The organism is Streptomyces sp. NPDC092369, assembly GCF_044755245.1.
Lineage (GTDB): Bacteria > Actinomycetota > Actinomycetes > Streptomycetales > Streptomycetaceae > Streptomyces.
Genome location: NZ_JBIVQP010000002.1, coordinates 600,350 through 622,768, shown reverse-complemented (window position 1 = coordinate 622,768; position 22,419 = coordinate 600,350). Strand labels below are relative to the sequence as shown.

The following is a 22,419-nucleotide window of genomic DNA, read 5'->3' as shown; positions in this document are numbered from 1 at the left end:
GTCAGTTTCCCCCGTCCCTCGACAGGAGCCGATCGAATGCCCCGCCTGGCCCTCTACGCCCTCGTCGTCTGCGTCCTCGCGGTGGCCGCGGCGGTCGTCTCCTTCGTGCAGGGCAGCTGGATCGGCATCGTGTGGGTGCTGCTGGCGGGGCTGTCGTCCAACATGTGCTGGTACTACCTGAGGCGAGGCCGGGGCACCGAGACCCGTTCCGTCACCCGCTGACCGAGCAGAAGTCGTTCGTTCCCTGCCAGAAGCGGTACAGCTCCTGACCGCAGTAGGTCGAGAAGTCGTTGATCCCCAGGCCGCGCAGGATCGCGTCGATCACGTCGAAGAAGTACGTGTTGATCGACGGCACCCACAGCAGCGCGAACACGAACAGCAGGCCGAACGGCGCGAACGGCTCCACCTGGCGCTTGACGTTGTACGACAGCCAGGGCTCGATCACGCCATAGCCGTCCAGACCGGGCACCGGCAGGAAGTTCAGGATCGCGGCCGTGACCTGGAGCAGCGCGAGGAAGGCCAGCGCGAACTGGAAGTCCCGCGGCACCCCGTCCAGCGCGTGCAGCCAGAACGGCGCGGTGCAGATGGCCGCGAACAGCACGTTCGTCAGCGGGCCCGCCGCCGAGATCAGGCTGTGCTTCCAGCGCCCGTGGATCCGTCCCCGCTCGATGAACACGGCCCCACCGGGCAGACCGATGCCGCCCATGATCACGAAGAGCACGGGGAGCACGATGCTGAGCAGGGCGTGCGTGTACTTCAGCGGGTTCAGCGTGAGATAACCCTTGGAGCCCACGGAGATGTCGCCGCTGTGCAGCGCCGTACGCGCGTGTGCGTACTCGTGCAGACACAGTGAGACGATCCAGGCGGCCGTCACGAACAGGAACACGGCCACGCCGGGCTGCTCGGCGAACCCCGTCCAGGTGGCCCATCCCGTGACCGCCGTGACGGCCAGGATCCCGAGGAAGACGGGACTGATCCGGCGGTCGCTGTGGCGGGTGGTGGCGGTGGTCATCGGGCTCCCTGGACTGAATGCGCGCGCGGTGGGACTGCCCGACGGTACCGGGCGTACGGGGAAAACGTCTCGCGAAGGGTCCTTGGTTCCGGGGAAGGTGGGGGGATGGGGCGTCGAGAAGCGGTGGGGTGCGTGAAGCGTGGGGCGGGGCCGCGTGCGGGATCGGTTCCCTGAGCCCGCCCGATCCCCCTGAGGCCGCCGAAACCCCCTGATCCAGCCCCCGCGCCACCCCGTGTACCCGAACCCCGTGACCGGCCCCGATACGACCGGAGACAATGGACCCCGTGCGCTACCGCATTCTCGGCACCACCCAGGCACTCCGCCCCGACGGCACGGCCGTCCCGGTCGGCGGGACGCGGCTGCGCGCGCTGCTCACCGTGCTCGCTCTGCGGCCCGGGCGGACGGTTCCCGCGAGCCTCCTGGTGGACGAGGTGTGGGGCGGGGACCCGCCGGCGGACGCGACCGGTGCGCTGCAGGCGCTGGTGGGCAGGTTGCGCCGGGCGCTCGGTGCCGAGGCGATCGCCTCGGCGGAGAGCGGGTACCGGCTCGCCGTCGCCGCCGACGACATCGACCTGCACCGCTTCGAGCGGCTGACCGCCGAGGGGCTGCGGGCGCTGGCCGACGGCAACCCCGCGAAGGCGGCGGAGGCCCTGGACGACGCGCTGGCCCTGTGGCATGGCCCGGCCCTGGCCGACCTGCCCGACCGCACGGGGGAGGCGTCCCGCTGGGAGACCCGGCGCCTGGACGCCCGCCGCGCCCGGCTCTCGGCCGCGCTCGCCCTCGGCGACGCGGACACGGCCCTGCCCGAACTGACCGCCCTGTGCGACACCCACCCCCTCGACGAAGCCCTCCAGACCCTGCGCCTCAAGGCCCTGCGCGCCGCCGGCCGCACGGCGGAGGCGCTGGCCGCCTACGAGGACGTACGGCGGCTCCTGGCGGACCGGCTCGGCTCCGACCCGGGGCCTGAACTGCGCGCCCTGCACGGGGAGTTGCTCCGGTCGGCGGACGGGGAGGCGGGTGCCGCGAGCACCCCTCGCCCCTCGGCGCCGGCCGCTGCCCAGACCACACCCGCCCCGCCTCTTGGCAACCTCAGGGCCCGGCTCACCTCCTTCGTCGGCCGGGAGGCCGACATCGATGCCATCCGGGGTGACATCGCCGCCGCCCGGCTGGTGACGCTGCTCGGACCCGGCGGGGCCGGGAAGACACGGCTGTCGCAGGAGGCCGCCGAGAAGGTGCGGTACGCCACCCGGGACGGCGTCTGGCTCGCCGAACTCGCTCCCGTGGACGACCCGGACTCCGTGCCGGAGGCCGTGCTCACCGCCGTCGGCGCCCGCGAGACCGTGCTGTACGGCGCCGGTGCCGAGGCCATGCGGGCGGCGGGCAGCGACCGGCACGACGAGCCCCTGGACCGGCTCGCCGAACACCTCGGCAAACGCCGCATGCTGATCGTCCTCGACAACTGCGAGCACGTCATCGACGCCGCCGCCCGCCTCGTCGAGGAGCTCCTGGCCCGCTGCCCCGAACTGACGGTGCTCGCCACCAGCCGTGAACCCCTCGGCGTACCGGGGGAGTTGCTGCGGCCCGTGGAGCCGCTGCCCGAGCCGAGCGCGCTGCGGCTGCTCGCCGACCGCGGGGCCGCCGCCCGGCCCGGGTTCCGGGTCGAGGACGACCCCGAGGCCTGTGCCGAGATCTGCCGTCGGCTCGACGGACTGCCGCTGGCCATCGAGCTCGCGGCGGCCCGGCTGCGGATGTTGACGCCGCGTCAGATCGCCGACCGGCTCGACGACCGCTTCCGGCTGCTCACCTCCGGCAGCCGTACCGTCCTGCCCCGCCAGCAGACCCTGCGCGCGGTCGTCGACTGGTCCTGGGACCTGCTCGACGCGGACGAACGGGACGTCCTGTGCCGCCTTTCGGTGTTCGCCGGCGGCTGCGACCTCGTCGCGGCCGAGGCGGTGTGCGGCCCGGTCGCGCTGGAGGCGCTGGGCTCGCTCGTCGACAAGTCCCTTGTGGTGGCGGCCCCTTCGGGCGACGACGGCATGCGCTACCGGCTCCTGGAGACCGTCGCCGAGTACGCGGGGGAGCGCCTCGACGAGACCGGCCGGCGCGCCGCCACCGAGCGCGCGCATCTGACGTACTACCGCGAACTCGCCCGCACCACCGACCCGTTGCTGCGCGGCCCCGGACAGCTCGCCGCCATCGAACTGCTGGAGCGCGAGTACGAGAACCTGCGCACCGCCCTGCGGCACGCCGTCGCCGAGCGCGACGAACAGGAGGCCCTCAGCCTCGCCCTGTCGCTGGTCTGGTACTGGCAGATGCGCGACGCCCGCATCGAGGCCCGCAACTGGTGCGCCGAGGTCATGGCCCTGGGTCCCGACCCCTTCGCCGTCCCGCTGCGCCGCGCCGCCCCCGTCCGCGAGCGCTGCACCGACGTCCCGCCCCCGCTGACCGGCGAACTCCTCGCCGAGGCCCGCCGCGGCATCCATCTCGCCCATCTCGCCTGCATGGACACCGAGTTGGAGGCCTGGGAGTCCCCGGCGGCCAAGGAGAAACTGCGCCTGATCACCGAGGTCTACGAACCCGGCATGCCGCAGACCTGCCGCACCCCCGCCATGCTCTGGTTCTACGCCGTGATGCTGACCGGCAACGTGGACATGCTGCCGGTGATCCTCGACGCCTGCGTCCACACCTGCCGCACCACCCCCGGCATGGAGTGGGAGCTGGCCGCCACCCTCCAGATGCGCGCCAACCTCCTGGCCAACCGCAGCGACTGGGCCGGTGACGCCGCTCGTGACGCCGACGAGTCGCTGCGGATCTTCGACCGGCTCGGCGACGCCTGGGGCACCGCGGAGGCGCTGTCCGCGCGCGGCGAGGCCCGGGAGCGGATCGGCGAGTACGTGCTCGCCGCGGGGGACTACGAGGCGGCCACCGAGCAGGCGCAGCGGCTGGGCGCCCGCGGTCAGGTGGCGGTGCTGCAGGCCCGGCTCGGCAGCGCGCTCATCGAGTCGGGCGAGCCCGAGCGGGGCGAGCGGCTGCTGCGCGAGGTGATCGAGCGCAAGGACGGCTCAGGCAACGAAGCCATGCCCGCCGCGCGGATGTTCCTCGCGGGCCGGCTCGCCACCACCGGCCGTATCGACGAGGCGCGCAGCCAACTCGTGGTACTGCGACGGGAGTTCGAGATCTCCCACTTCCTGGTCTTCGACGCCTTCATCCTCGGCGGGGAGGCCTGGGTGGAGGCGGTCGCCGGCGACTACGACCTCTCCCTGGAGAAGGTCCGCAAGGCGCTGGACCGGTCGGCCGACCCGCTGTCCAGGGCCATGGCCCCGCACATGCGGTCCCTGTACCTGGCCCTCGCCGCGATCAGCCTCTCCGAGGTGGAGGGCGGCCGCCGGGCCGGCGACGCCGCCCGTTGCCTCGGGGCGGGCGTGGCGAACCTGCCGCCGGGCAACTGCTCGACGTCCATGGAGCGCGAGGTGTTCGAGCGGGCCGAGCGGCACGCCCGCGCCGCCCTCGGCGACGCCGAGTACGAGGCCGCGTACGCGGAGGGCGGCGGCCTCTCCCTGGAGGAGGCCGCCGCCCTGGTGCAAGGCACTGCCTGACGCGCACCGATGGTGAAGGTCAGTTCTTGGTACGGAACTTGTGGATCGCGACCGGCGCCATGACCGCCGTGAGACCGACCGACCAGGCCAGCGTCACCCACAGCCCGTGCGCGACCGGGCCGCCGACCATCATGCCGCGCGCCGCGTCGGCGAGCGAGGACAGCGGGTTGTAGTCGGTGAAGTTCTGCAGCCAGCCCGGCATCGAGTCGGTCGGCGCGAAGATCGACGAGCCGAACTGCAGCGGCATCATCACCAGGAAGCCCATCGCCTGCACCGACTGCGCGCTCTTCATCGTCACACCGAGGGTGATGAACACCCACATCAGCGCCGACCCGAACACCGTGGCAAGACCCACGGCACCGAGCATCCCGGTCCAGCTGGTGATGTCGAAGCCCACCAGCACGGCGACGATCATGAGGATCACGCACGCGGCGAGCATGCGCATCAGCTCCACCACGATCTTGGCGATCAGCACCGAGCCGCGCCCGATCGGCAGGGACCGGAAGCGGTCCATGACCCCGGAGTTGAAGTCCGTGTTGAAGCCGGTGCCGACGCCCTGGGACATGTTCATCCCCATCATCGCCAGCAGCCCGGGGATGACGTACTGCACGTACGCCTCCTGGCCGCCGCCCAGCGACTTGCCGATGGAGCCGCCGAAGACGTACACGAACAGCAGGGTGAAGATCACCGGGAAGAGCACGGCGTCGAACATCGACTCCGGGTCCTGGCGGATCCACAGCAGGTTGCGGCGGATCAGCGCGCCGGTGTGCCGGACGTGGTTGCGCAGCGGGATATGAGCGTCGGTGACGCCGGCGGGGGCGGTGATCGTGGCGGCGCTCATACGGCGACCTCCTCGCGGGTGTCGGTGGGCACGGCGTCCTGCGGGGCACTGGCCTTGTGGCCGGTGAGCGAGAGGAACACCTCGTCCAGGCTGGGCAGTTCGGTGGTGATCGAGCCGATGGTGATGCCGCGCGCGGTGACCGCGCCGACGACCGCGGTCAGCTGCTCGTCGCTGAGGATCGGCACCAGGAGCGTGCCGCTGTCGGGGTCCACGGTCGTGGTGGCGAGCCCGGTGATGCCGAGCGCGTCCAGCGCGCCGGCCAGCGGGCGCAGCTCCAGCGGGTCGACCGGGCGGATGCGCAGGGCACGGCCGCCGACCTTCGCCTTCAGCTCCTCGATGGCGCCGCCGGCGATGACCTTGCCGCGGTCGACGACGGTCAGCTCGGAGGCCAGCTGTTCGGCCTCCTCCATGTACTGGGTGGTGAGCAGGACGGTCACGCCCTCGCCGACCATGGACTTCACCTCGGCCCACACCTCGTTGCGGGTGCGCGGGTCCAGACCGGTGGTCGGTTCGTCGAGGAAGAGCACCTGCGGGTGCCCGATCATCGAGGCGGCCAGGTCGAGCCGGCGCCGCATACCGCCGGAGTAGGTGCTCGCCGGGCGCCGGGCGGCCTCGGTGAGCGAGAACCGCTCCAGCAGCTCGTCGGCCCGGGCACGGGAGTCCTTGCGGGACAGGTCGAGCAGGCGCCCGATCAGATAGAGGTTCTCCCAGCCGGAGAGCTTCTCGTCGACCGAGGCGTACTGCCCGGTGAGCCCTATCACCTTGCGCAGCTGGCGGGGCTGGCGCAGGACGTCGTAGCCGACGACGTTCGCCTGCCCGGAGGTCGGGGCCAGGAGGGTGGACAGGATGCGTACGAGGGTGGTCTTGCCGGCGCCGTTCGGCCCGAGCACACCCATCACGGTGCCCTCGCGCACGTCCAGGTCGACGCCGTCCAGCGCCTTGGTCTCGCCGTAGTGCTTGACCAGCCCCCGCACGGTCACGGCGATGTTCCCGCCGCTGGGGTTCTTGTCGATTCGCGTCATGCCGAGAACGGTGCCAGGCCCCACCGACAAACGACCGACAGGTCACCGACAGAGATATGTCGGTGACCTGTCGGTGCCGACACGCGGCCGACGGGAACCGGACAAAGGCGACGGCCCGCCGACGGGGGAAATCGGCGGGCCGTCTCTGTGCCGCAATGGCTCTATGGCTGCTTCATGACTTCATGACTTCATGACGTCAGTGGACCGAGTGCTCCTCCAGCGGGAACGTTCCGCCGACCACGTCCTCCGCGAACGCCTTCACCGCGTCCCCCATGACCTCCCGGAGATTCGCGTACTGCTTGACGAACTTCGGTACCCGCCCCGGCGTCAGCCCGAGCATGTCGGTCCACACCAGCACCTGGGCGTCCGTCTCCGCGCCCGCGCCGATACCGACCGTCGGGATGTGCAGCACCCGGGTCACTTCGGCCGCCAGCTCCGCCGGCACCAGTTCCAGGACGACCGCGAACGCGCCCGCGTCCTGCACCGCCTTGGCGTCGCGCAGCAACTGCTGGGCCGCCTCCTCGCCACGCCCCTGCACGCGGTATCCCATCGCGTTCACGGACTGCGGGGTCAGGCCGATGTGCGCCATGACCGGGATGCCGGCCTCCACCAGGAGGCGGATCTGCTCGTGCGAGCGCTCGCCGCCCTCCAGCTTCACGGCGCCCACCCCGGCCTCCTTGACCAGCCGGGTCGCCGAGCGCAGCGCCTGCACCGGGCCCTCCTGGTAGGAGCCGAACGGCAGGTCGCCCACGATCAGCGAGCGGGTCGTGCCGCGGACCACGGCCGCCGAGAGCATGGTCATCTCGTCGAGGGTGACGGGTACGGTCGTCTCGTACCCCAGATGGCAGTTGCCCGCCGAGTCGCCGACGAGGATCACCGGGATCCCGGCCTCGTCGAAGACGGACGCGGTCATCGCGTCGTAGGCGGTGAGCATGGGCCACTTCTCGCCGCGGTCCTTGGCGAGGGCGATGTCGCGCACGGTGATACGGCGTGTGCCCTTGCCTCCGTACAGCGCCTTGCTGCCGTCGGAGGGACTGTTGTGCACAGTCGGGGCAGCCGAAAGCTGCGTCATTGCAACGGCTCCTTCGGTCATCTCGAGGCACCCTGACGGTGTCCCCGGATCACCTCCATGGTGGCACCTCGTGCCAGTGAGGGCCAGAGGGGTCTCCGTCACGTAAGAGATGAGTAAAAGATTTACGATACGGGACCGTTCCGTATCGGAATTCGCCTAGCCTCGTCGGCATGACCACTCCATCCGTCCCCGCCTCCCGCATACCGGAGGCGGTGCACCGGCGCCGTTGGGCGATCCTCGGCGTTCTCATGCTGAGCCTGCTGATCGTGGTGCTCGACAACTCGATCCTGAACGTCGCCATCAAGACGATCTCGACCCCGGCCCCCACCGGCCTGGGCGCCACGCAGAGCGAGCTGGAGTGGGCGATCAACGCCTACACCCTCGTCTTCGCGGGCCTGCTGTTCACCGCCGGCCTCCTCGGCGACCGCATCGGCCGCAAGAAGGTCCTGCTCGGCGGGCTCGTCGTGTTCGGCATCGGCTCCGCGCTGGCCGCCGAGTCCGGCTCGCCGACCCAGCTCATCGCCTTCCGCGCGCTGATGGCGCTCGGCGCCGCCTTCGTCATGCCCGCCACCCTCGCCGTCCTGATGAACGTCTTCGAGCGCGACGAGCAGCCCAAGGCGATCGGCATCTGGGCCGGCGGCGTGGGCCTCGCCATCGCGATCGGCCCGATCACCGGCGGTGTGCTCCTCGACCACTTCTGGTGGGGCTCCGTCTTCCTGATCAACGTGCCGATCGTGCTGCTCGCGCTCGCCCTGATGATCTGGCTGGTGCCCGACTCCCGCGACCCCAAGCCCGGCCGCGTCGACCCGATCGGCGTCGTGCTGTCCGTCGTCGGCCTCGTCCTGCTGGTCTACGGCATCATCGAGGGCGGCGAACTCGCCGACTTCACCGCCCCCAAGGTGCTGTCGACGATCATCGCCGGTGTCCTCGTCCTCGCCGGATTCGTCTGGTTCGAGAAGCGCAGCGACCACCCCTCCATCGACGTCACGTACTTCAAGAACAAGGTGTTCTCGGCCGCGATCGCCGCCATCGCGCTGGTCTTCTTCGCGCTGATGGGCGTGACCTTCTTCTCGGTCTTCTACACCCAGAGCGTGCGCGGCTACTCGCCGCTGCAGACCGGTCTGCTGATGCTTCCGCTGGCCGCCGCGCAGATGATCTTCGCGCCGCGGGCCCGGCTGGTCGTCGACCGGTTCGGCAACAAGATCACCACCGGCGTCGGCCTGCTGCTGCTCGCCGGCATGCTCGCCGCCTTCGCGACCCTCGACGCGGACACGCCGATCTGGATCCTGGAGGTCATCTTCTTCCTGATGGGTGCCGGCATGGCGCACGTCATGACCCCGACCAGCGTCGTCATCATGCAGGCCCTGCCGCGCGAGAAGGCGGGCTCCGCGTCCGCGCTGAGCAACACCTTCCGCCAGGTCGGCGGCGCCCTCGGCATCGCCGTCCTCGGCTCGGTCCTGTCCACGGCCTACCGCAACGGCATCGAGGGCAAGCTCGGCCTCGTACCGCCCGCCCTGCGGGACACCGCCGGCGAGTCCATCGAGGCCACCCTCGGCGTCGCCGAGAAGCTGGGCGCGCAGGGCAAGGCACTCGTCACCCCGGCCAACGACGCGTTCCTGCACGCGATGCACGTCACCGCGCTGTGCGGAGCGGGCGTCGCGGTCATCGGCGCGGTCGTCGCCTTCCTCTTCCTGCCCGGCCGGCCGACGGCCGGCCAGGAAGGCCAGGAGGAGCAGGAGTTGGTCGTCGTCGGCGAGTAACGACGACAATCACCGGGAGATCGGAGCGGGGACAGCGAAGGGACGCAGTGAAGTGAGCCTTGCCGGCAAGGGGACTCGGCCGGACGCCCCCACCCGGGGACGCCCGCGCAGCGAGGCCGTGGAACGCGCCATCACGGAGGGCGTGATGAAGCTCCTGGAGGACGGCGTGCCACTGTCCGAACTCTCCATCGAGCGCATCGCCCGCACCGCCGGTGTCGGCAAGGCCGCCATCTACCGCCGCTGGAGCGGCAAGGAGGAGCTGTTCGTCGACGTCATCCGCGACGCCGAGCCGGCGGATCCCGAACTGCCCGGCACCTCCATGCGCGACGACCTCGTCGCCATGCTCGAACAGCTGCGCCAGCGCGGCCTGATGACCCGCTCCTCCCTGCTCCTGCACAACGTCTTCGCGCAGATGAAGACCACCCCGAAGGTGTGGACCGCCTACCAGACGACCGTCGTGGAGCCCCGCCGCCGCAAGGCGGTGGAGATCCTGCGCCGCGGCCAGGAGAACGGTGAACTGCGCACCGACCTCGACCCCGAACTCATCAACGACCTGCTCGTCGGCCCGATGCTCCTGCGCTCCGTCATGCGCCACGACGGCGACCTCCCGGACGGCCTGTCGGAACAGATCGTGGACACGCTCCTCGCGGGAGTACGACCCGTCAGCCCGCCGACCACGCCGTAGGAACGGCGCGTGAGCCTGAACGCGTGAATGTGCGCGTTGCGTCACAGACCGCGCTTTCACCAGCGGTCCCCGGAACTCCTCGCGTCCGCTTCGTCGTCCTCGTGCCCGTACGGCCGTCTTGGACGGCGGGACGAGAACCGATCATCCCCTAGGGTCGTATGACGCGGAGATGAACGGTGCGCACGGCAGGTAGTGAGGCGACGGTATGGCGCAGCAGGCTTATGTGACGGAGACGGACGGCGGCGGGTCGGGACCCGAACGCCGGGGAGACCGGGTCCGGCGCCTGCTGAAGCGGCTGGTCGCCGGCTGGCGCGGGGACCCGAGAATCTGGCGGCGCGGCATCGTGCTCGCCGCGATCGCGCTGATCCTCGCCCTGGTCATGCTGCTGCACGCGCAGATCCCGAACGTGATCGGCAACCTGGGCAGCCTCACCGAGACCTTCCTGCCCTGGCTGGGCGTGCTGGTCCCGGTGCTGCTGGTGCTCGCCCTGGTACGCAGGAGCGCGACCGCGCTGATCGCGGTGGTGCTGACCGCCGCCGTCTGGCTGAACGTCTTCGGCGGCCTGCTCAGCGACAAGACCGGCACCGGCGGCGACCTGACCGTCGCCACCCACAACGTCAACGCCGACAACCCCGACCCCGCCGGCACCGCCCGTGACGTGGCCGCCTCCGGCGCCGACGTCGTGGCCCTGGAGGAACTCACCGCCTCGGCGGTCCCGGTGTACGAGAAGGCGCTGGCGTCGACGTACAAGTACCACTCGGTCGAGGGCACGGTCGGGCTGTGGAGCAAGGACCCGCTGACCGGCGTGAAGGCCGTCGACATCAAATTGGGCTGGACGCGTGCCATGCGCGCCACGGTGACCACGCCCGAGGGCCGGATCGCGGTGTACGTCGCTCATCTGCCGTCGGTGCGCGTGAAGCTGGAGGCCGGGTTCACCGCCCGGCAGCGCGACAAGAGCGCCGACGCGCTGGGCGAGGCGATCGCCGACGAGCGGTTGCCCCGCAAGATCCTGCTCGGCGACCTCAACGGCACCATGAACGACCGCTCCCTCAACGCCGTCACCGCCCAGATGCGCTCCACGCAGGGTGCGGCGGGCAGCGGCTTCGGGTTCAGCTGGCCGTCCGCGTTCCCGATGGCCCGGATCGACCAGATCATGGTCCAGGACATCGAACCGGTGAGCTCGTGGACGCTGCCGCGGACGCCGAGCGACCATCTGCCGGTGGCGGCGCGTGTGAATCTCGACACCGGCTCGTGATTACACGCGTTCTTAACCTGCCGGAATACTGGGCCGGGGAGACTTTGTTCCGTCCATGAACATACAGTGGACCGAACACCGCACTCTTTGAAAGGCACAGGCACCTCCATGCCCCTGGCCCTGCTCGCGCTGGCCGTAGGCGCATTCGGCATAGGCACCACCGAGTTCGTGATGATGGGGCTGCTGCCCGACGTCGCGGACGACCTCCACGTCTCCATCCCCACCGCCGGACACCTGGTGTCGGCGTACGCGCTGGGCGTGGTGATCGGCGCGCCCCTGCTGGCGGCCGTCACCGCGCGCATGTCCCGCCGCAAGGTCCTGATCGGCCTGATGCTCCTGTTCATCGCGGGCAACACCCTCTCGGCGTTCGCCCCCGACTACGACTGGCTGCTCGCGGCCCGCTTCCTCAGCGGTCTGCCGCACGGCGCGTTCTTCGGCGTGGGCGCGGTCGTCGCCACCGGGCTGGCGGCCCCCGAGCGCAAGGCCCGCGCGGTCTCGCTGATGTTCCTCGGGCTGACCATCGCCAACATCGCGGGCGTGCCCGTCGCCACGCTCATGGGCCAGCACCTCGGCTGGCGCTCCACGTTCCTCGGCGTCAGCGTGATCGGCGTCCTGGCGGTGGTGTCCCTGGCGCTGCTGGTGCCTCGGGACGGTGCCCACTCGTCGTCTGCCGGCCTGCGCGGCGAGATGGCCGCGCTCCGCTCCCTCCCGGTCTGGCTGGCTCTCGGTACGACGGTGGCGGGCTTCGGCGCGTTGTTCGCGGCGTACAGCTACATCACGCCGATGCTCACGGACGCCGCCGGCTACGCCGACTCCAGCGTGACGCTGCTGCTGGCCCTGTTCGGCGTCGGCGCGACGGCGGGCAACCTCCTGGGCGGACGGCTGGCGGACCGCTCGATGCGGGGCACGCTGTTCGGTGGCCTGGTCTCGCTGGCCGTGGTCCTGGCGCTGTTCCCGGTGCTGATGGGCACGGCGTGGAGCGCGCCGCTCGCGGTGGTCCTCCTGGGCACGGCGGCGTTCGTGACGAGTTCCCCGCTCCTGCTGATGGTGATGGAAAAGGCGTCGTCGGCCCCGTCGTTGGCGTCCTCGGCGAACCAGGCGGCGTTCAACCTGGCGAACGCCGGGGGTGCGTGGATCGGGGGGCTCGCTCTTGCCGCCGGGTTCGGCGTGACGTCCCCGGCGGTCGTCGGCGCGGGACTTGCCGTGCTGGGGCTGGGAGTCGCGGGGGTCGCGTATGCGGTGGACCGACGGCGGGCGGTACCGGGGCGTGAGCGCGTGGTCGCGTCCCACGTGCCGGAGCGGTCGGAGTCGGTGCACCACTGAGAGTTCGCCCCCGCCGCCCCCACCCGTCCCATCCTGGGGCTCCGCCCCAGACCCCGCTCCTCAAACGCCGGAGGGGCTGAGTTTTCGCCGGCCTGGCTTGAATCTTTCAGCCCGTCCGGCGTTTGAGGACGAGGCCGTTCAGGCCGAAGCGGGGGTCTGGGGGCGGCAGCCCCCAGAAGGATGGGACGGGTAGGGGCGGCGGGGGCGAAGAACCGCCTAGTCGAACCGAGCCAGATCCCGCAGCCACACCGTCGCCGAGCTGTCCGACGGCGCACGCCAGTCACCCCTGGGCGACAGCGAACCCCCCGCCGACACCTTCGGCCCGTTCGGCATCGCCGAGCGCTTGAACTGCGCGAACCCGAAGAAGCGCCGACAGAAGACCTCCAACCACCGCCGGATCTCCGGCAGGTCGTAGGCGCCCCGCTTCCCCTCGGGGAACCCCGGCGGCCACGCACCCCCCTCCGCGTCATGCCACGCATGCCACGCCAGGAACGCGATCTTCGAAGGCCGGAACCCGTACCGAAGCACATGGAACAGCGTGAAGTCGTGCAGCGCGTAGGGGCCGATCTTCGACTCCGTCGACTGCATCTCCTCACCCGGCACCAGCTCCGGACTGATCTCCGTGTCGAGGATCGCCGCGAGGATGTTCCCCGCCTCCTCGCCGAACTGCCCGCTGTCGATGACCCACCGGATCAGATGCTGGATCAGCGTCTTCGGCACACCCGAGTTGACGTTGTAGTGGCTCATCTGGTCGCCCACGCCGTACGTGGACCAGCCCAGCGCCAGTTCCGACAGGTCACCGGTACCGAGCACGATCCCGCCCCGCTGGTTGGCCAGCCGGAACAGGTAGTCGGTACGCAACCCCGCCTGCACGTTCTCGAAGGTGACGTCGTACACCGGCTCGCCGGCGGCGAAGGGGTGGCCCATCTCCTGCAGCATCAGCCGCGCCGTCGGCGTGATGTCCAGCTCCGCCGCCGTGACACCCAGCGCCGCCATCAGCTTGTGCGCGTTGTCCTTCGTGTGGTCGCTGGTGGCGAACCCCGGCAGCGTCCAGGCCAGGATGTCGCTGCGCGGACGCCCCGCCCGGTCCATCGCACGGGCGGCGACGATCAGCGCGTGCGTGGAGTCGAGCCCGCCCGACACCCCGATGACCACCTTCGGGCCGCCGATCGCGGCCAGGCGCTGCTGCAGGCCCGCGACCTGGATGTTGTACGCCTCGTAGCAGTCCAGGGCCAGCCGGTCCGCGTCCGCCGGCACGAAGGGGAAGCGCTCCACCCGCCGGCGCAGGCCCAAGTCGGCCGTCGGCGGGGTGAGTTCGAAGGACACCGTGCGGAAGTCGGCCGTACGGGCCGCGTGCGTACGGCGGTTGTCGTCGAAGGTGCCCATCCGCTGCCGCTCCTGCCGCAGCAGGTCGAGGTCGACGTCGGCCACCGCGTACTGGTCGTCGAGCGGGAAACGGTCGGACTCGGCGAGCAGCACGCCGTTCTCGTAGATCAGGGTCTGGCCGTCCCAGGACAGGTCGGTCGTCGACTCGCCGAGCCCGGCCGCCGCGTAGACGTACGCGGCGAGGCAGCGGCTGGACGCCGAGCGGGCCAGGAGTTTGCGGTCCTCGGCGCGGCCGACGGTGATCGGGCTGCCGGAGAGGTTGGCGAGGACGGTCGCGCCCGCGAGGGCCGCCTCGGCGCTCGGCGGCACCGGCACCCACATGTCCTCGCAGATCTCCGTGTGCAGGACGAGCCCTGGCACGTCGTCCGCCGCGAACAGCAGGTCCACGCCGAACGGCACCGATTCCCCGTCCACCCGGATCGTGCCGCCGCGCTCGGCGTCGCCCGAGGCGATCTGCCGACGCTCGTAGAACTCGCGGTAGTTGGGCGGGTACGACTTGGGGACGACCCCGAGGACCCGGCCGCGGTGCACGATCACCGCGCAGTTGTAGACGCGGTCGCGGTGACGCAGCGGGGCGCCCACGACCAGGACCGGCAGCAGCTCCGCCGACCCCGTCACCACCTCTCGCAGCGCCTCCTCGACCTGGTCGAGCAGCGCGTCCTGGAGCAGCAGGTCCTCGATCGAGTAACCGCACAGCACCATCTCCGGGAAGACGGCGACGGCCACGCCCTCCTCGGCGCACCTGCGCGCGTGGCGCAGCACCGCCTCGGCGTTGGCGTGCGGGTCCGCGATGACGGTGTGGCCCGTACAGGCGGCTACGCGGGCGAAGCCGTGCTGGTAGAGCGACCGGAAGTTGAGTGGAGGCACGGGCCCAGTGTAATCGTCATAGCGACGCAATGGGGTGGCGTGGGGGAGTGGTGCGCCCCACGCCACCCCATTACAGGTGACCCGTGTGCCTACCGCGAGGTCAGCGGTGACCCTTCGGCTTGACGAACGACTGGACGTAGCCGTCCGCGGGCGTGCCCACGCCGGTCACGTCGTCGTAGCCCTTCACCGCGGACAGCGAGCTGTCCTTGCCGAGGCTGCGGACCGAGGTCAGCAGGCCGTCGGTGGCGTCGTAGCCGTTGGCGAAGTCCACGCGCGCCACCGCCAGGCCGGAGCCCGTCGGGTTGTCGGTCACGTCGTGGTACGCCTTCGAGCCGTACTTGGCGTAGATCGACGGGTTGGCGAAACCGATCGCCTTGCCGCCGCGCGCCTCCTGGGCCAGTGCCTGGACGGCCGCGATCACCGGCGAGGCCAGCGAGGTGCCGCCGATGCGGTATTCGCTGTACGACTCCGACCCGTCGGCCTGGGTCTGGGTCTGGCCGACCTTGAAGCCCGTGTTCGGGTCGGCGATCGCCGAGATGTCGGGCACGACGCGGTTGCCGGCGGCGTTGTTGGCCGTGGCGAGCGCGTTCGGGACGACACCCTTCTGGTAGTAGGGCTCGGACACCGTCTTGCTGGTGCCGCCGCCCGCGCCCGAGGTGAAGGCGCCGGGGAAGGCCGTCCAGCTCTTGCCGTCCGCGGACAGCGAGGCCTTCTCGGTGCCCCAGCCGGTCTCCCACAGGTACTTGTCGCCCTTGCCGACGGCGAGGGAGGTACCGCCGACCGCCGTCACCCACGCCGAGTTGGCCGGAGTGTCGACCTGCTTCACACCGGTGTGCGCGACCTCGTCGCCGTTGTCACCGGAGGAGAAGTAGAAGCCGATGCCCTCGACCGCGCCCAGCTGGAACACCTGGTCGTAGGCGGCCGCGAGGTCCGGCGTCTGGTTGGCCTCGATGTCGCCCCAGGAGTTGGAGACGATGTCGGCCAGGTGGTTGTCGACGACCTTGCTCAGTGAGTCGAGCAGATCGTCGTCGAAGCAGGACGCGCCGCCCACGTACGTGACGTCGGCGTCCGGCGCCACCGCGTGCACGGCCTCGACGTCGAGGGTCTCCTCGCCGTACCAGCCCGAGGCATCGCACTCGTCGGCGCCGGTGTTCGTGTAGTTGCCGGGCAGCACCTGGTGCAGCTGACCGGTCTTCCACTTGGCGTCGCCGTGCTTCTTCGCGTACGTGGCCGCGTCGAAGGCGATGGTCGGCGAGGCGTAGGCGTCGGTGATGGCGACGCGCACGCCCTTGCCGGTGTACTTGCCCGCGCCGTAGGCGGCGCGCAGCTGCTTGCCGGTGTAACCCTGCACGGCGTACGGGATCTTCTTGCCGTACGCGCTGGGCAGCGAGGTCGCGGTCTTGGAGCCGTAGTACGAGGAGAACGGCCCCGCGTTCTTGAACACCGCGGTCGGACCCGGCAGTTGGTCGTCGTGGTTCGCCTTGTGCGGAGCGTTGTCCAGGCCGGTGACGGTCAGGACGGCGCCGTTGAGGCTGTCGGGCGCGGACGCCGACTTGGAGGGCGCGCGGTAGGTCTTGGCGCCCTTGGCGTAGTTGTGCAGCTGGGTGCTGAACGCCTTCTCCGCGGCGGCCACGTCACCGGTGACGGAGACGTAGTGCTGCGTGACGCCGGTGACCTTCAGTCCCGTGGACGTCAGCCACGACTTGACCGCGGCCACCTGGGCCTTGGTCGCGCCGAAGCGGGCCTGCACCTGCTTGGCGCTCAGGTACTTGCCGTACGCCGCCGAGTTCGGGTCGGACACGGCCTTCGCGTAGGCCGCGAGGCCGCTGGCGTCCTTGCCTGCGAGGTACACCCGCAGCGAGACCTGGGAGCCGTTGGAGGTGGCCCCCTTGTCCGCCTTGGCCGTGGCCCAGGCGGGCTTGGTGCCCGCCAGCGAGTCGCGGCCCGGGTTGTCCGCGGCGTGGGCCGCGGGTATGCCGAGCGCCAGCGCGCCGGCGAGCATGGGCAGTGTTGCCGCCATGCTCACCACGGCACGCGACTTGGCGCGGTTGGATCTCATGGAACCCCCTGCGATGCGGTTCTTCGCATGTGTGGTCGGTCTCCGCTGATCCTCGGAGAACCGCGCCGCGGCGGGGGCACGGAATTGGATCAAACGGTAGGGGTCACTCTTTCGATGAACCGTTCATGCCAGGGGAATGCGCAAGCCAAGAGAACCTCTGCCAATGCCAAGAGAACCTCAAGGAACGGCCAGGATGGGGGATTTGAGGCTTTCGTTCAGTCCCGATCTTTCCGGAAGGTTACGAACGCGCCTTCGCACCGCGCTCCTTGAGCATGTCCCCCATCACCTGGATCTCCGACTGCTGCGCGTTGACCATGCCCTGCGCGAGTCGCTTCTCCACATCGACCGAGCACTTGGCGACACAGCCCTCGGCCATGTGGATCCCGCCCTTGTGGTGGTCGGTCATCAACTGCAGATAGAAGACTTCCGCCTGCTTGCCGCTGAGCGTGCCGAGCTTCTTCATCTCGGTGTTGGTCGCCATGCCCGGCATCAGCGAACCGTCCTTGCCGGACGCCATGTCGCCCATGCCCATCCACGTCATCGGCGCGTCCGCCGACACCTTCGGCAGCCCCCACAGGTCCAGCCAGCCCAGCAGCATGCCGCGCTGGTTGGCCTGCGTCTGCGCGATGTCGTATGCAAGTCGGCGTACATCCGTGTCCTTCGTGCGGTCGCGCACGATGTAGGACATCTCCACGGCCTGCTGGTGGTGCACCGCCATGTCCCGGGCGAACCCGGCGTCCGCGGAGTCGGCGGCCGGCACGCTCGTGGTGGAGCCGCCCTCCTCGGCGACCGCGTACGTGATCCCGCCGGCCGCGATCAGCGCCACCACCGCGGCCCCCGCGATCAGACCGGCCTGCCTCACTGCGACAGGCCGTTCGTGCACGCGGCCCCCGGCTCCGGGGTCTGCTTGCCCTGCACGAACTCCGCGAAGAACTTGTCCACGTTCGGGTCGGTCGCGCTCGTCACCGTGCGCTGCTTGCCCCACGCGGTCAGCATGATCGGGTCGGGCTGCTTGTCGTCCGGGCTCATCAGCGTGTACGGCGTCTTCTTCACCTTCGCCGCCAGCGCGTCCACGTCCGCCTTCGAGGCCTTGCTCGTGTACGTCACCCACACCGCGCCGTGCTCCAGCGAGTGCACGGCGTTCATGTTGTTCAGCGCCTTGGTGTAGACGTCGCCGTTGCAGTTCATCCAGACCTGGTTGTGGTTGCCGCCGACCGGGGGCTCGGTGGGGTACTTCACCGTCTTGGCGACGTGGGTACGGCCCAGCGTCCCCTTCCACGTCTTCACCCCGTCCTTGCCGGTGACGAAGTGCCCCGAGGTCTTCGAGTCGGACGCCGAGTCGTCCTTGTCGCTCTGGGACTTCACCACGAAGACACCACCGACGACCAGCCCGGCCACGACGACCACGCTCGCACCGATCGTCAGGATCCGCGCGCGCCGCTCACGGGCCCGCTCCGCACGCTGCATCTCCTCTATACGCGCCTTGCGGGCCGCGCTGTTGCTGTTCTTCGCCTTGGCGGAACCCATGAGGTGTGTCCTTCTGGGGAAAAGGTGGCCGGTCGGTCCGCTGATCGTAGTGGGGAAGGGGAAGACTTTCGTAGGTGGGTCACAGCCAACCCCTTGCTTCGCCCGGATCAGTACGGGCCGGGCATTACGGATACCGGTCCGAGCAGGCAAGATGGCGGGAGAGTCGTACACCCGCCGGACCGGAGCCGTTCAGGCCCCGGTCGCTCGGCCGATCATGGTCGGCAACGCGCATGAAATGCTGTTGTGGTGGGATGCTCAGGTGCCCGACCGCCTCCCGCGCGACCTGGGGCAGGCGGCCTGACCAGCAAGGATGGGGAATCGGAAGATGGACAAGCAGCAGGAGTTCGTGCTCCGCACATTGGAGGAGCGCGACATCCGGTTCGTACGCCTGTGGTTCACGGACGTGCTGGGCTTCCTGAAGTCCGTCGCCGTGGCCCCCGCCGAACTGGAACAGGCCTTCGACGAGGGCATCGGCTTCGACGGCTCCGCGATCGAGGGCTTCGCCCGGGTCTACGAGTCCGACATGATCGCCAAGCCCGACCCGTCGACGTTCCAGATCCTCCCGTGGCGCGCCGAGGCCCCCGGCACCGCCCGGATGTTCTGCGACATCCTCATGCCGGACGGCTCCCCGTCCTTCGCGGACCCGCGCTACGTCCTCAAGCGCGCCCTGACCCGCGGCTCCGACCTGGGCTTCACCTTCTACACCCACCCGGAGATCGAGTTCTTCCTCCTGAAGGACCGCCCGCTGGACGGCAGCCGCCCCACCCCGGCCGACAACTCCGGCTACTTCGACCACACCCCCCAGAACATCGGCATGGACTTCCGCCGCCAGGCGATCACCATGCTGGAGTCGATGGGCATCTCGGTCGAGTTCTCCCACCACGAGGGCGCGCCGGGCCAGCAGGAGATCGACCTCCGCTACGCGGACGCGCTCTCCACCGCGGACAACATCATGACGTTCCGCCTGGTCATGAAGCAGGTGGCGCTGGAGCAGGGCGTGCAGGCGACGTTCATGCCGAAGCCGTTCTCGGAACACCCCGGCTCGGGCATGCACACGCACCTCTCACTCTTCGAGGGCGACCGCAACGCGTTCTACGAGTCCGGCTCGGAGTACCAGCTCTCCAAGGTCGGCCGCTCCTTCATCGCGGGCCTGCTGAAGCACGCGGCGGAGATCTCGGCGGTCACCAACCAGTGGGTCAACTCCTACAAGCGCATCTGGGGCGGCTCGGAACGCACGGCCGGCGCCGGCGGCGAGGCCCCCTCCTACATCTGCTGGGGCCACAACAACCGCAGCGCCTTGGTCCGCGTCCCCATGTACAAGCCCGGCAAGACGGGCTCGGCCCGCGTGGAGGTCCGCTCCCTGGACTCGGGCGCGAACCCGTACCTGGCCTACGCCCTCCTCCTGGCCGCCGGCCTCAAGGGCATCGAAGAGGGCTACGAACTCCCCCCGGGCGCGGAGGACGACGTCTGGGCCCTCTCCGACGCCGAACGCCGAGCGATGGGCATCGAGCCCCTCCCGCAAAACCTGGGCGAGGCCCTGACCCTGATGGAACGCAGCGACCTGGTGGCCGAGACCCTGGGCGAGCACGTCTTCGACTTCTTCCTGCGCAACAAGCGGCAGGAGTGGGAGGAGTACCGCTCCGAGGTGACGGCGTTCGAGCTGCGGAAGAACCTGCCGGTTCTCTAGTCGACGAACGCAGGGGACACAGCCGCGGTGCTGATGCGCCGCGGCTTTCCCGTGCCGTCCGCCGGTACTTGGTACAGGTCCGCTCCGTAGTCGCCGGGCAGGGCGTACGCGATCGTGTGGTCGTCCCGCCATACCGCCTGGTCGTCCACGCTGCGGGGTTCGGCCAGGGGGGTTTCGTGCAGCGTGCGGAGGTTCAGGACGTACAGGTGCCAGGGGGCGTCCTTCGGGAGGCCCTTCACTCGTTTCTTGTACGCGATGCGGGTGCCGTCGGGGGAGAGGGACGGGCATTCGACGTTCTCGTGCAGGGTCGTGACTGTTTCTGTTCGGAGGTCGCCCCTGACCAGGTACGTCCGGCCCTTTGTCGCCAGCGTCGCGTAGAAGGTCCTGTCGTCCGGCGCGAAGGTCACGCCCCAGAAGTTGGCGTCCGCCGAGTGGTAGGGGTGGTTGTCCTTGATGATGTGGAAGGTCTCCAGGGACGGGGTCAGGTTGCCTGTGCGTACGTCCACGATCGTCGTGCGGGTCGAGAAGTTCGTGCCCGCGTAGGAGTCGCCGCCCACGAACGCCGTCCACGCGGCGAAGTGGCCCGTGGGGGAGACCCGGGCGCGGGAGGGGATGCCGGGGACGTCGTAGTGGGCCGTCTCCTTGAGGTGGGCGTCGAGGATCGACGCGCGGTAGGTGTCGGAGACCGGGCCGTGGACCGCCTGGAGGCAGACGCCGGTGCCGGCGGCCGCGTAGAAGCGGAGGCATTTCACGCCCGAGGCGATCCGGGGGCCGGCGGGGGCGGATGCCGGGACCGTCGTGAGTTCGTCTCGGTGGGGGCCCCAGGCCATGTTGCGGAAGATCATGTGTGCCGGGGTGGTGAGCGTGACCTGGCCTGACGTGACCTTCGGGCCGTCCGGTTGGGTTTCGTTCCGGCGGTCCGCGCGGGCCGACGCGTGCAGGATCGACGCCACCGCTACGGCTGCGAGCGCGAGGACGGCCGCCAGGAGGACGAGGAGGCGGTTGCGTACGGTCATGTCGTGAGCCCTTCCTTCACCGCGCGCGCCGGGCGCAGGGATACGGCGGAGAAGGCCGCGCACGCCGCCAGCGCCACCGTCGCCGACAGCAGCGCCGTGCGGTCGCCCCACAGGGTCCAGGCCGCACCGAAGCCGAGCGAGCAGGCGAACCTCGCCAGTGCCTGTCCCGTCTGGACCACCGCCAGGCCCGAGGAACGCAGCCGCTCCGGCACGTTCTCCGACGCCGCCGCCATCAGCACGCCGTCGGTCGCCGCGTAGAAGCCGCCGTGCAGGAGCAGGACGGCGTAGGGAAGTGCGGGGCCGTGCCAGGAGGTGAGGAGGAGGGCGTACGCCAGGAGCAGTGCGCCGTGGCCGGCCACGAAGACGCGGCGGCGGCCGAGCCGGTCCGCCAGCCGGCCCAGCGGCAGCGCGAGGAGCAGGAACGCCGCCGCCGTGCCCAGCGGGAGCAGCGCGAACCAGCGGTCGGGTACGCCCAGGCGGTGCTGGAGGAGGAGATAGACGAAGGAGTCGCTGACCGTGGCGAGGCCGAGGAGCAGCGCGCAGAGCGTGATGCGGCGCAGGTCGCGGTGAGCGAGGAGGGCCAACGCGGCCCGCAGGGTGGGGCGTTGGGGAGGCGGCTCCGGTGCGGTGAGGCTCTGCGGAGGTGCCGGCCTCCCTGTCGAACCCCCCGGCACGAACAGCACCAGCACCACCACTCCCAGCACCGCCACGCAGAAGCTCACCGTGAACACCGCGTCGTAGCCGTCGACCGTCGCCCGCAGGATGAGGAACGCCACCAGCGGGCCGAGCAGGGCGCCCGCCGTGTCCATCGCGCGGTGCACACCGAAGGCGCGGCCGCGGGTCTCCGGCGTGGCGGAGAGGGAGATCAGCGCGTCGCGCGGGGCCGTGCGCAGGCCCTTGCCGGTGCGGTCGGCCGCGAGGATCAGGCCGATGGGGGTGAGGGTGTGGGCGAGCAGGAGCAGGGGTTTGCAGGCCGCCGAGATGCCGTAGCCAAGGCCCGCCACCCATTTGTGCCGGCCCCCGCCCCGGTCGGCCAGGTGGCCCCCGGCCAGGCGGACGAGGGCCGAGAAGCCGTTGTAGACGCCGTCCAGGAGGCCGAAGCCGAGCGGGGAGAGGCCGAGGCCCGTCACGAGGTACAGCGGGAGGACCGCCGTCACCATCTCCGAGGACACGTCGGTGATCAGGCTGACCGTGCCGAGCGCGAGCACGGTGGGCGCGATCGTGGTGCGGTACCGCCCCGCGCGCGGACGCCGGGCGGTACCTTCCACGGACGCCGTCGGGGTGCTCGCGCGGCTGTCCGCTACGTACACG

Annotated in this window: 17 protein-coding genes; 7 read left to right on the top strand and 10 right to left on the bottom strand. The window is 70.5% G+C overall.

The window, feature by feature from the left end:
* Positions 1–36: 36 nt before the first annotated feature.
* Entirely contained in the window at positions 37–222 is a 186-nt protein-coding gene (locus ACIQI8_RS12440) for a hypothetical protein (protein ID WP_402348037.1), read from the top strand.
* Here ACIQI8_RS12440 and ACIQI8_RS12435 read toward each other — a convergent pair.
* A complete protein-coding gene (locus ACIQI8_RS12435) occupies positions 212–1,012 on the bottom strand; it encodes a site-2 protease family protein (protein WP_402348034.1) in 801 nt (266 codons plus the stop codon). The two genes, ACIQI8_RS12440 and ACIQI8_RS12435, sit on opposite strands and share 11 nt — an antisense overlap.
* Positions 1,013–1,287: 275 nt before the next feature.
* Between ACIQI8_RS12435 and ACIQI8_RS12430 the strand changes: the two genes are divergently transcribed.
* The gene (locus ACIQI8_RS12430) at positions 1,288–4,608 is read left to right on the top strand and encodes an AfsR/SARP family transcriptional regulator (RefSeq protein WP_402348031.1); all 3,321 of its coding nucleotides are present in this window, start codon (positions 1,288–1,290) and stop codon (positions 4,606–4,608) included.
* A 19-nt stretch (positions 4,609–4,627) separates the two neighbouring features.
* Here ACIQI8_RS12430 and ACIQI8_RS12425 read toward each other — a convergent pair whose 3' ends face one another.
* The 3 genes from ACIQI8_RS12425 to panB all read right to left on the bottom strand — a co-directional run bounded on the left by ACIQI8_RS12425 (position 4,628) and on the right by panB (position 7,543).
* A complete protein-coding gene (locus ACIQI8_RS12425) occupies positions 4,628–5,449 on the bottom strand; it encodes an ABC transporter permease (RefSeq protein WP_402348028.1) in 822 nt (273 codons plus the stop codon).
* A complete protein-coding gene (locus ACIQI8_RS12420; RefSeq protein ID WP_402348026.1) occupies positions 5,446–6,471 on the bottom strand; it encodes an ATP-binding cassette domain-containing protein in 1,026 nt (341 codons plus the stop codon). Before ACIQI8_RS12420 ends, ACIQI8_RS12425 begins: the two co-directional genes overlap by 4 nt.
* Positions 6,472–6,667: 196 nt before the next feature.
* A complete protein-coding gene (gene panB / locus ACIQI8_RS12415; protein ID WP_402348023.1) occupies positions 6,668–7,543 on the bottom strand; it encodes a 3-methyl-2-oxobutanoate hydroxymethyltransferase in 876 nt (291 codons plus the stop codon).
* A gap of 170 nt (positions 7,544–7,713) precedes the next feature.
* Here panB and ACIQI8_RS12410 point away from each other — a divergent pair, with 170 nt between their 5' ends.
* The 4 genes from ACIQI8_RS12410 (at position 7,714) to ACIQI8_RS12395 (ending at position 12,566) form a co-directional block, all read left to right on the top strand.
* Positions 7,714–9,303 carry an MFS transporter gene (locus ACIQI8_RS12410; RefSeq protein WP_402348020.1) on the top strand — a complete coding sequence of 530 codons (1,590 nt, stop codon included), beginning with the start codon at positions 7,714–7,716 and terminating at the stop codon, positions 9,301–9,303.
* A gap of 52 nt (positions 9,304–9,355) precedes the next feature.
* Entirely contained in the window at positions 9,356–9,988 is a 633-nt protein-coding gene (locus ACIQI8_RS12405; protein WP_402348016.1) for a TetR/AcrR family transcriptional regulator, read from the top strand.
* 205 nt (positions 9,989–10,193) lie between these two features.
* The gene (locus ACIQI8_RS12400; protein ID WP_402348013.1) at positions 10,194–11,243 is read left to right on the top strand and encodes an endonuclease/exonuclease/phosphatase family protein; all 1,050 of its coding nucleotides are present in this window, start codon (positions 10,194–10,196) and stop codon (positions 11,241–11,243) included.
* Positions 11,244–11,351: 108 nt separating this feature from the next.
* Positions 11,352–12,566 carry an MFS transporter gene (locus ACIQI8_RS12395; protein WP_402348011.1) on the top strand — a complete coding sequence of 405 codons (1,215 nt, stop codon included), beginning with the start codon at positions 11,352–11,354 and terminating at the stop codon, positions 12,564–12,566.
* A gap of 216 nt (positions 12,567–12,782) precedes the next feature.
* On the opposite strand, the gene ACIQI8_RS12390 is transcribed toward ACIQI8_RS12395, so the two are convergent.
* The 4 genes from ACIQI8_RS12390 to ACIQI8_RS12375 all read right to left on the bottom strand — a co-directional run bounded on the left by ACIQI8_RS12390 (position 12,783) and on the right by ACIQI8_RS12375 (position 18,405).
* Complete coding sequence (locus tag ACIQI8_RS12390; protein WP_402348008.1) at positions 12,783–14,819, bottom strand: NAD(+) synthase; 2,037 nt, start codon at positions 14,817–14,819, stop codon at positions 12,783–12,785.
* 100 nt (positions 14,820–14,919) lie between these two features.
* Positions 14,920–16,878, bottom strand: a complete 1,959-nt coding sequence (locus ACIQI8_RS12385) for a protease pro-enzyme activation domain-containing protein (protein WP_402348005.1) — start codon at positions 16,876–16,878, stop codon at positions 14,920–14,922.
* Positions 16,879–17,116: 238 nt separating this feature from the next.
* Entirely contained in the window at positions 17,117–17,740 is a 624-nt protein-coding gene (locus tag ACIQI8_RS12380) for a DUF305 domain-containing protein (protein WP_402348002.1), read from the bottom strand.
* The gene (locus ACIQI8_RS12375; RefSeq protein ID WP_402348000.1) at positions 17,737–18,405 is read right to left on the bottom strand and encodes a DUF3105 domain-containing protein; all 669 of its coding nucleotides are present in this window, start codon (positions 18,403–18,405) and stop codon (positions 17,737–17,739) included. Before ACIQI8_RS12375 ends, ACIQI8_RS12380 begins: the two co-directional genes overlap by 4 nt.
* A gap of 325 nt (positions 18,406–18,730) precedes the next feature.
* On the opposite strand from ACIQI8_RS12375, the gene glnA reads away from it, so the two are divergent.
* A complete protein-coding gene (glnA, locus tag ACIQI8_RS12370) occupies positions 18,731–20,092 on the top strand; it encodes a type I glutamate--ammonia ligase (protein ID WP_402347997.1) in 1,362 nt (453 codons plus the stop codon).
* Here glnA and ACIQI8_RS12365 read toward each other — a convergent pair.
* Positions 20,089–21,108 (bottom strand): TolB family protein, encoded by a 1,020-nt coding sequence (locus ACIQI8_RS12365; protein WP_402347994.1) that lies wholly within the window; start codon positions 21,106–21,108, stop codon positions 20,089–20,091. The two genes, glnA and ACIQI8_RS12365, sit on opposite strands and share 4 nt — an antisense overlap.
* A complete protein-coding gene (locus ACIQI8_RS12360) occupies positions 21,105–22,418 on the bottom strand; it encodes an MFS transporter (protein WP_402347991.1) in 1,314 nt (437 codons plus the stop codon). The genes ACIQI8_RS12365 and ACIQI8_RS12360 overlap by 4 nt, the downstream gene beginning before the upstream one ends.
* Position 22,419: the final 1 nt, after the last annotated feature.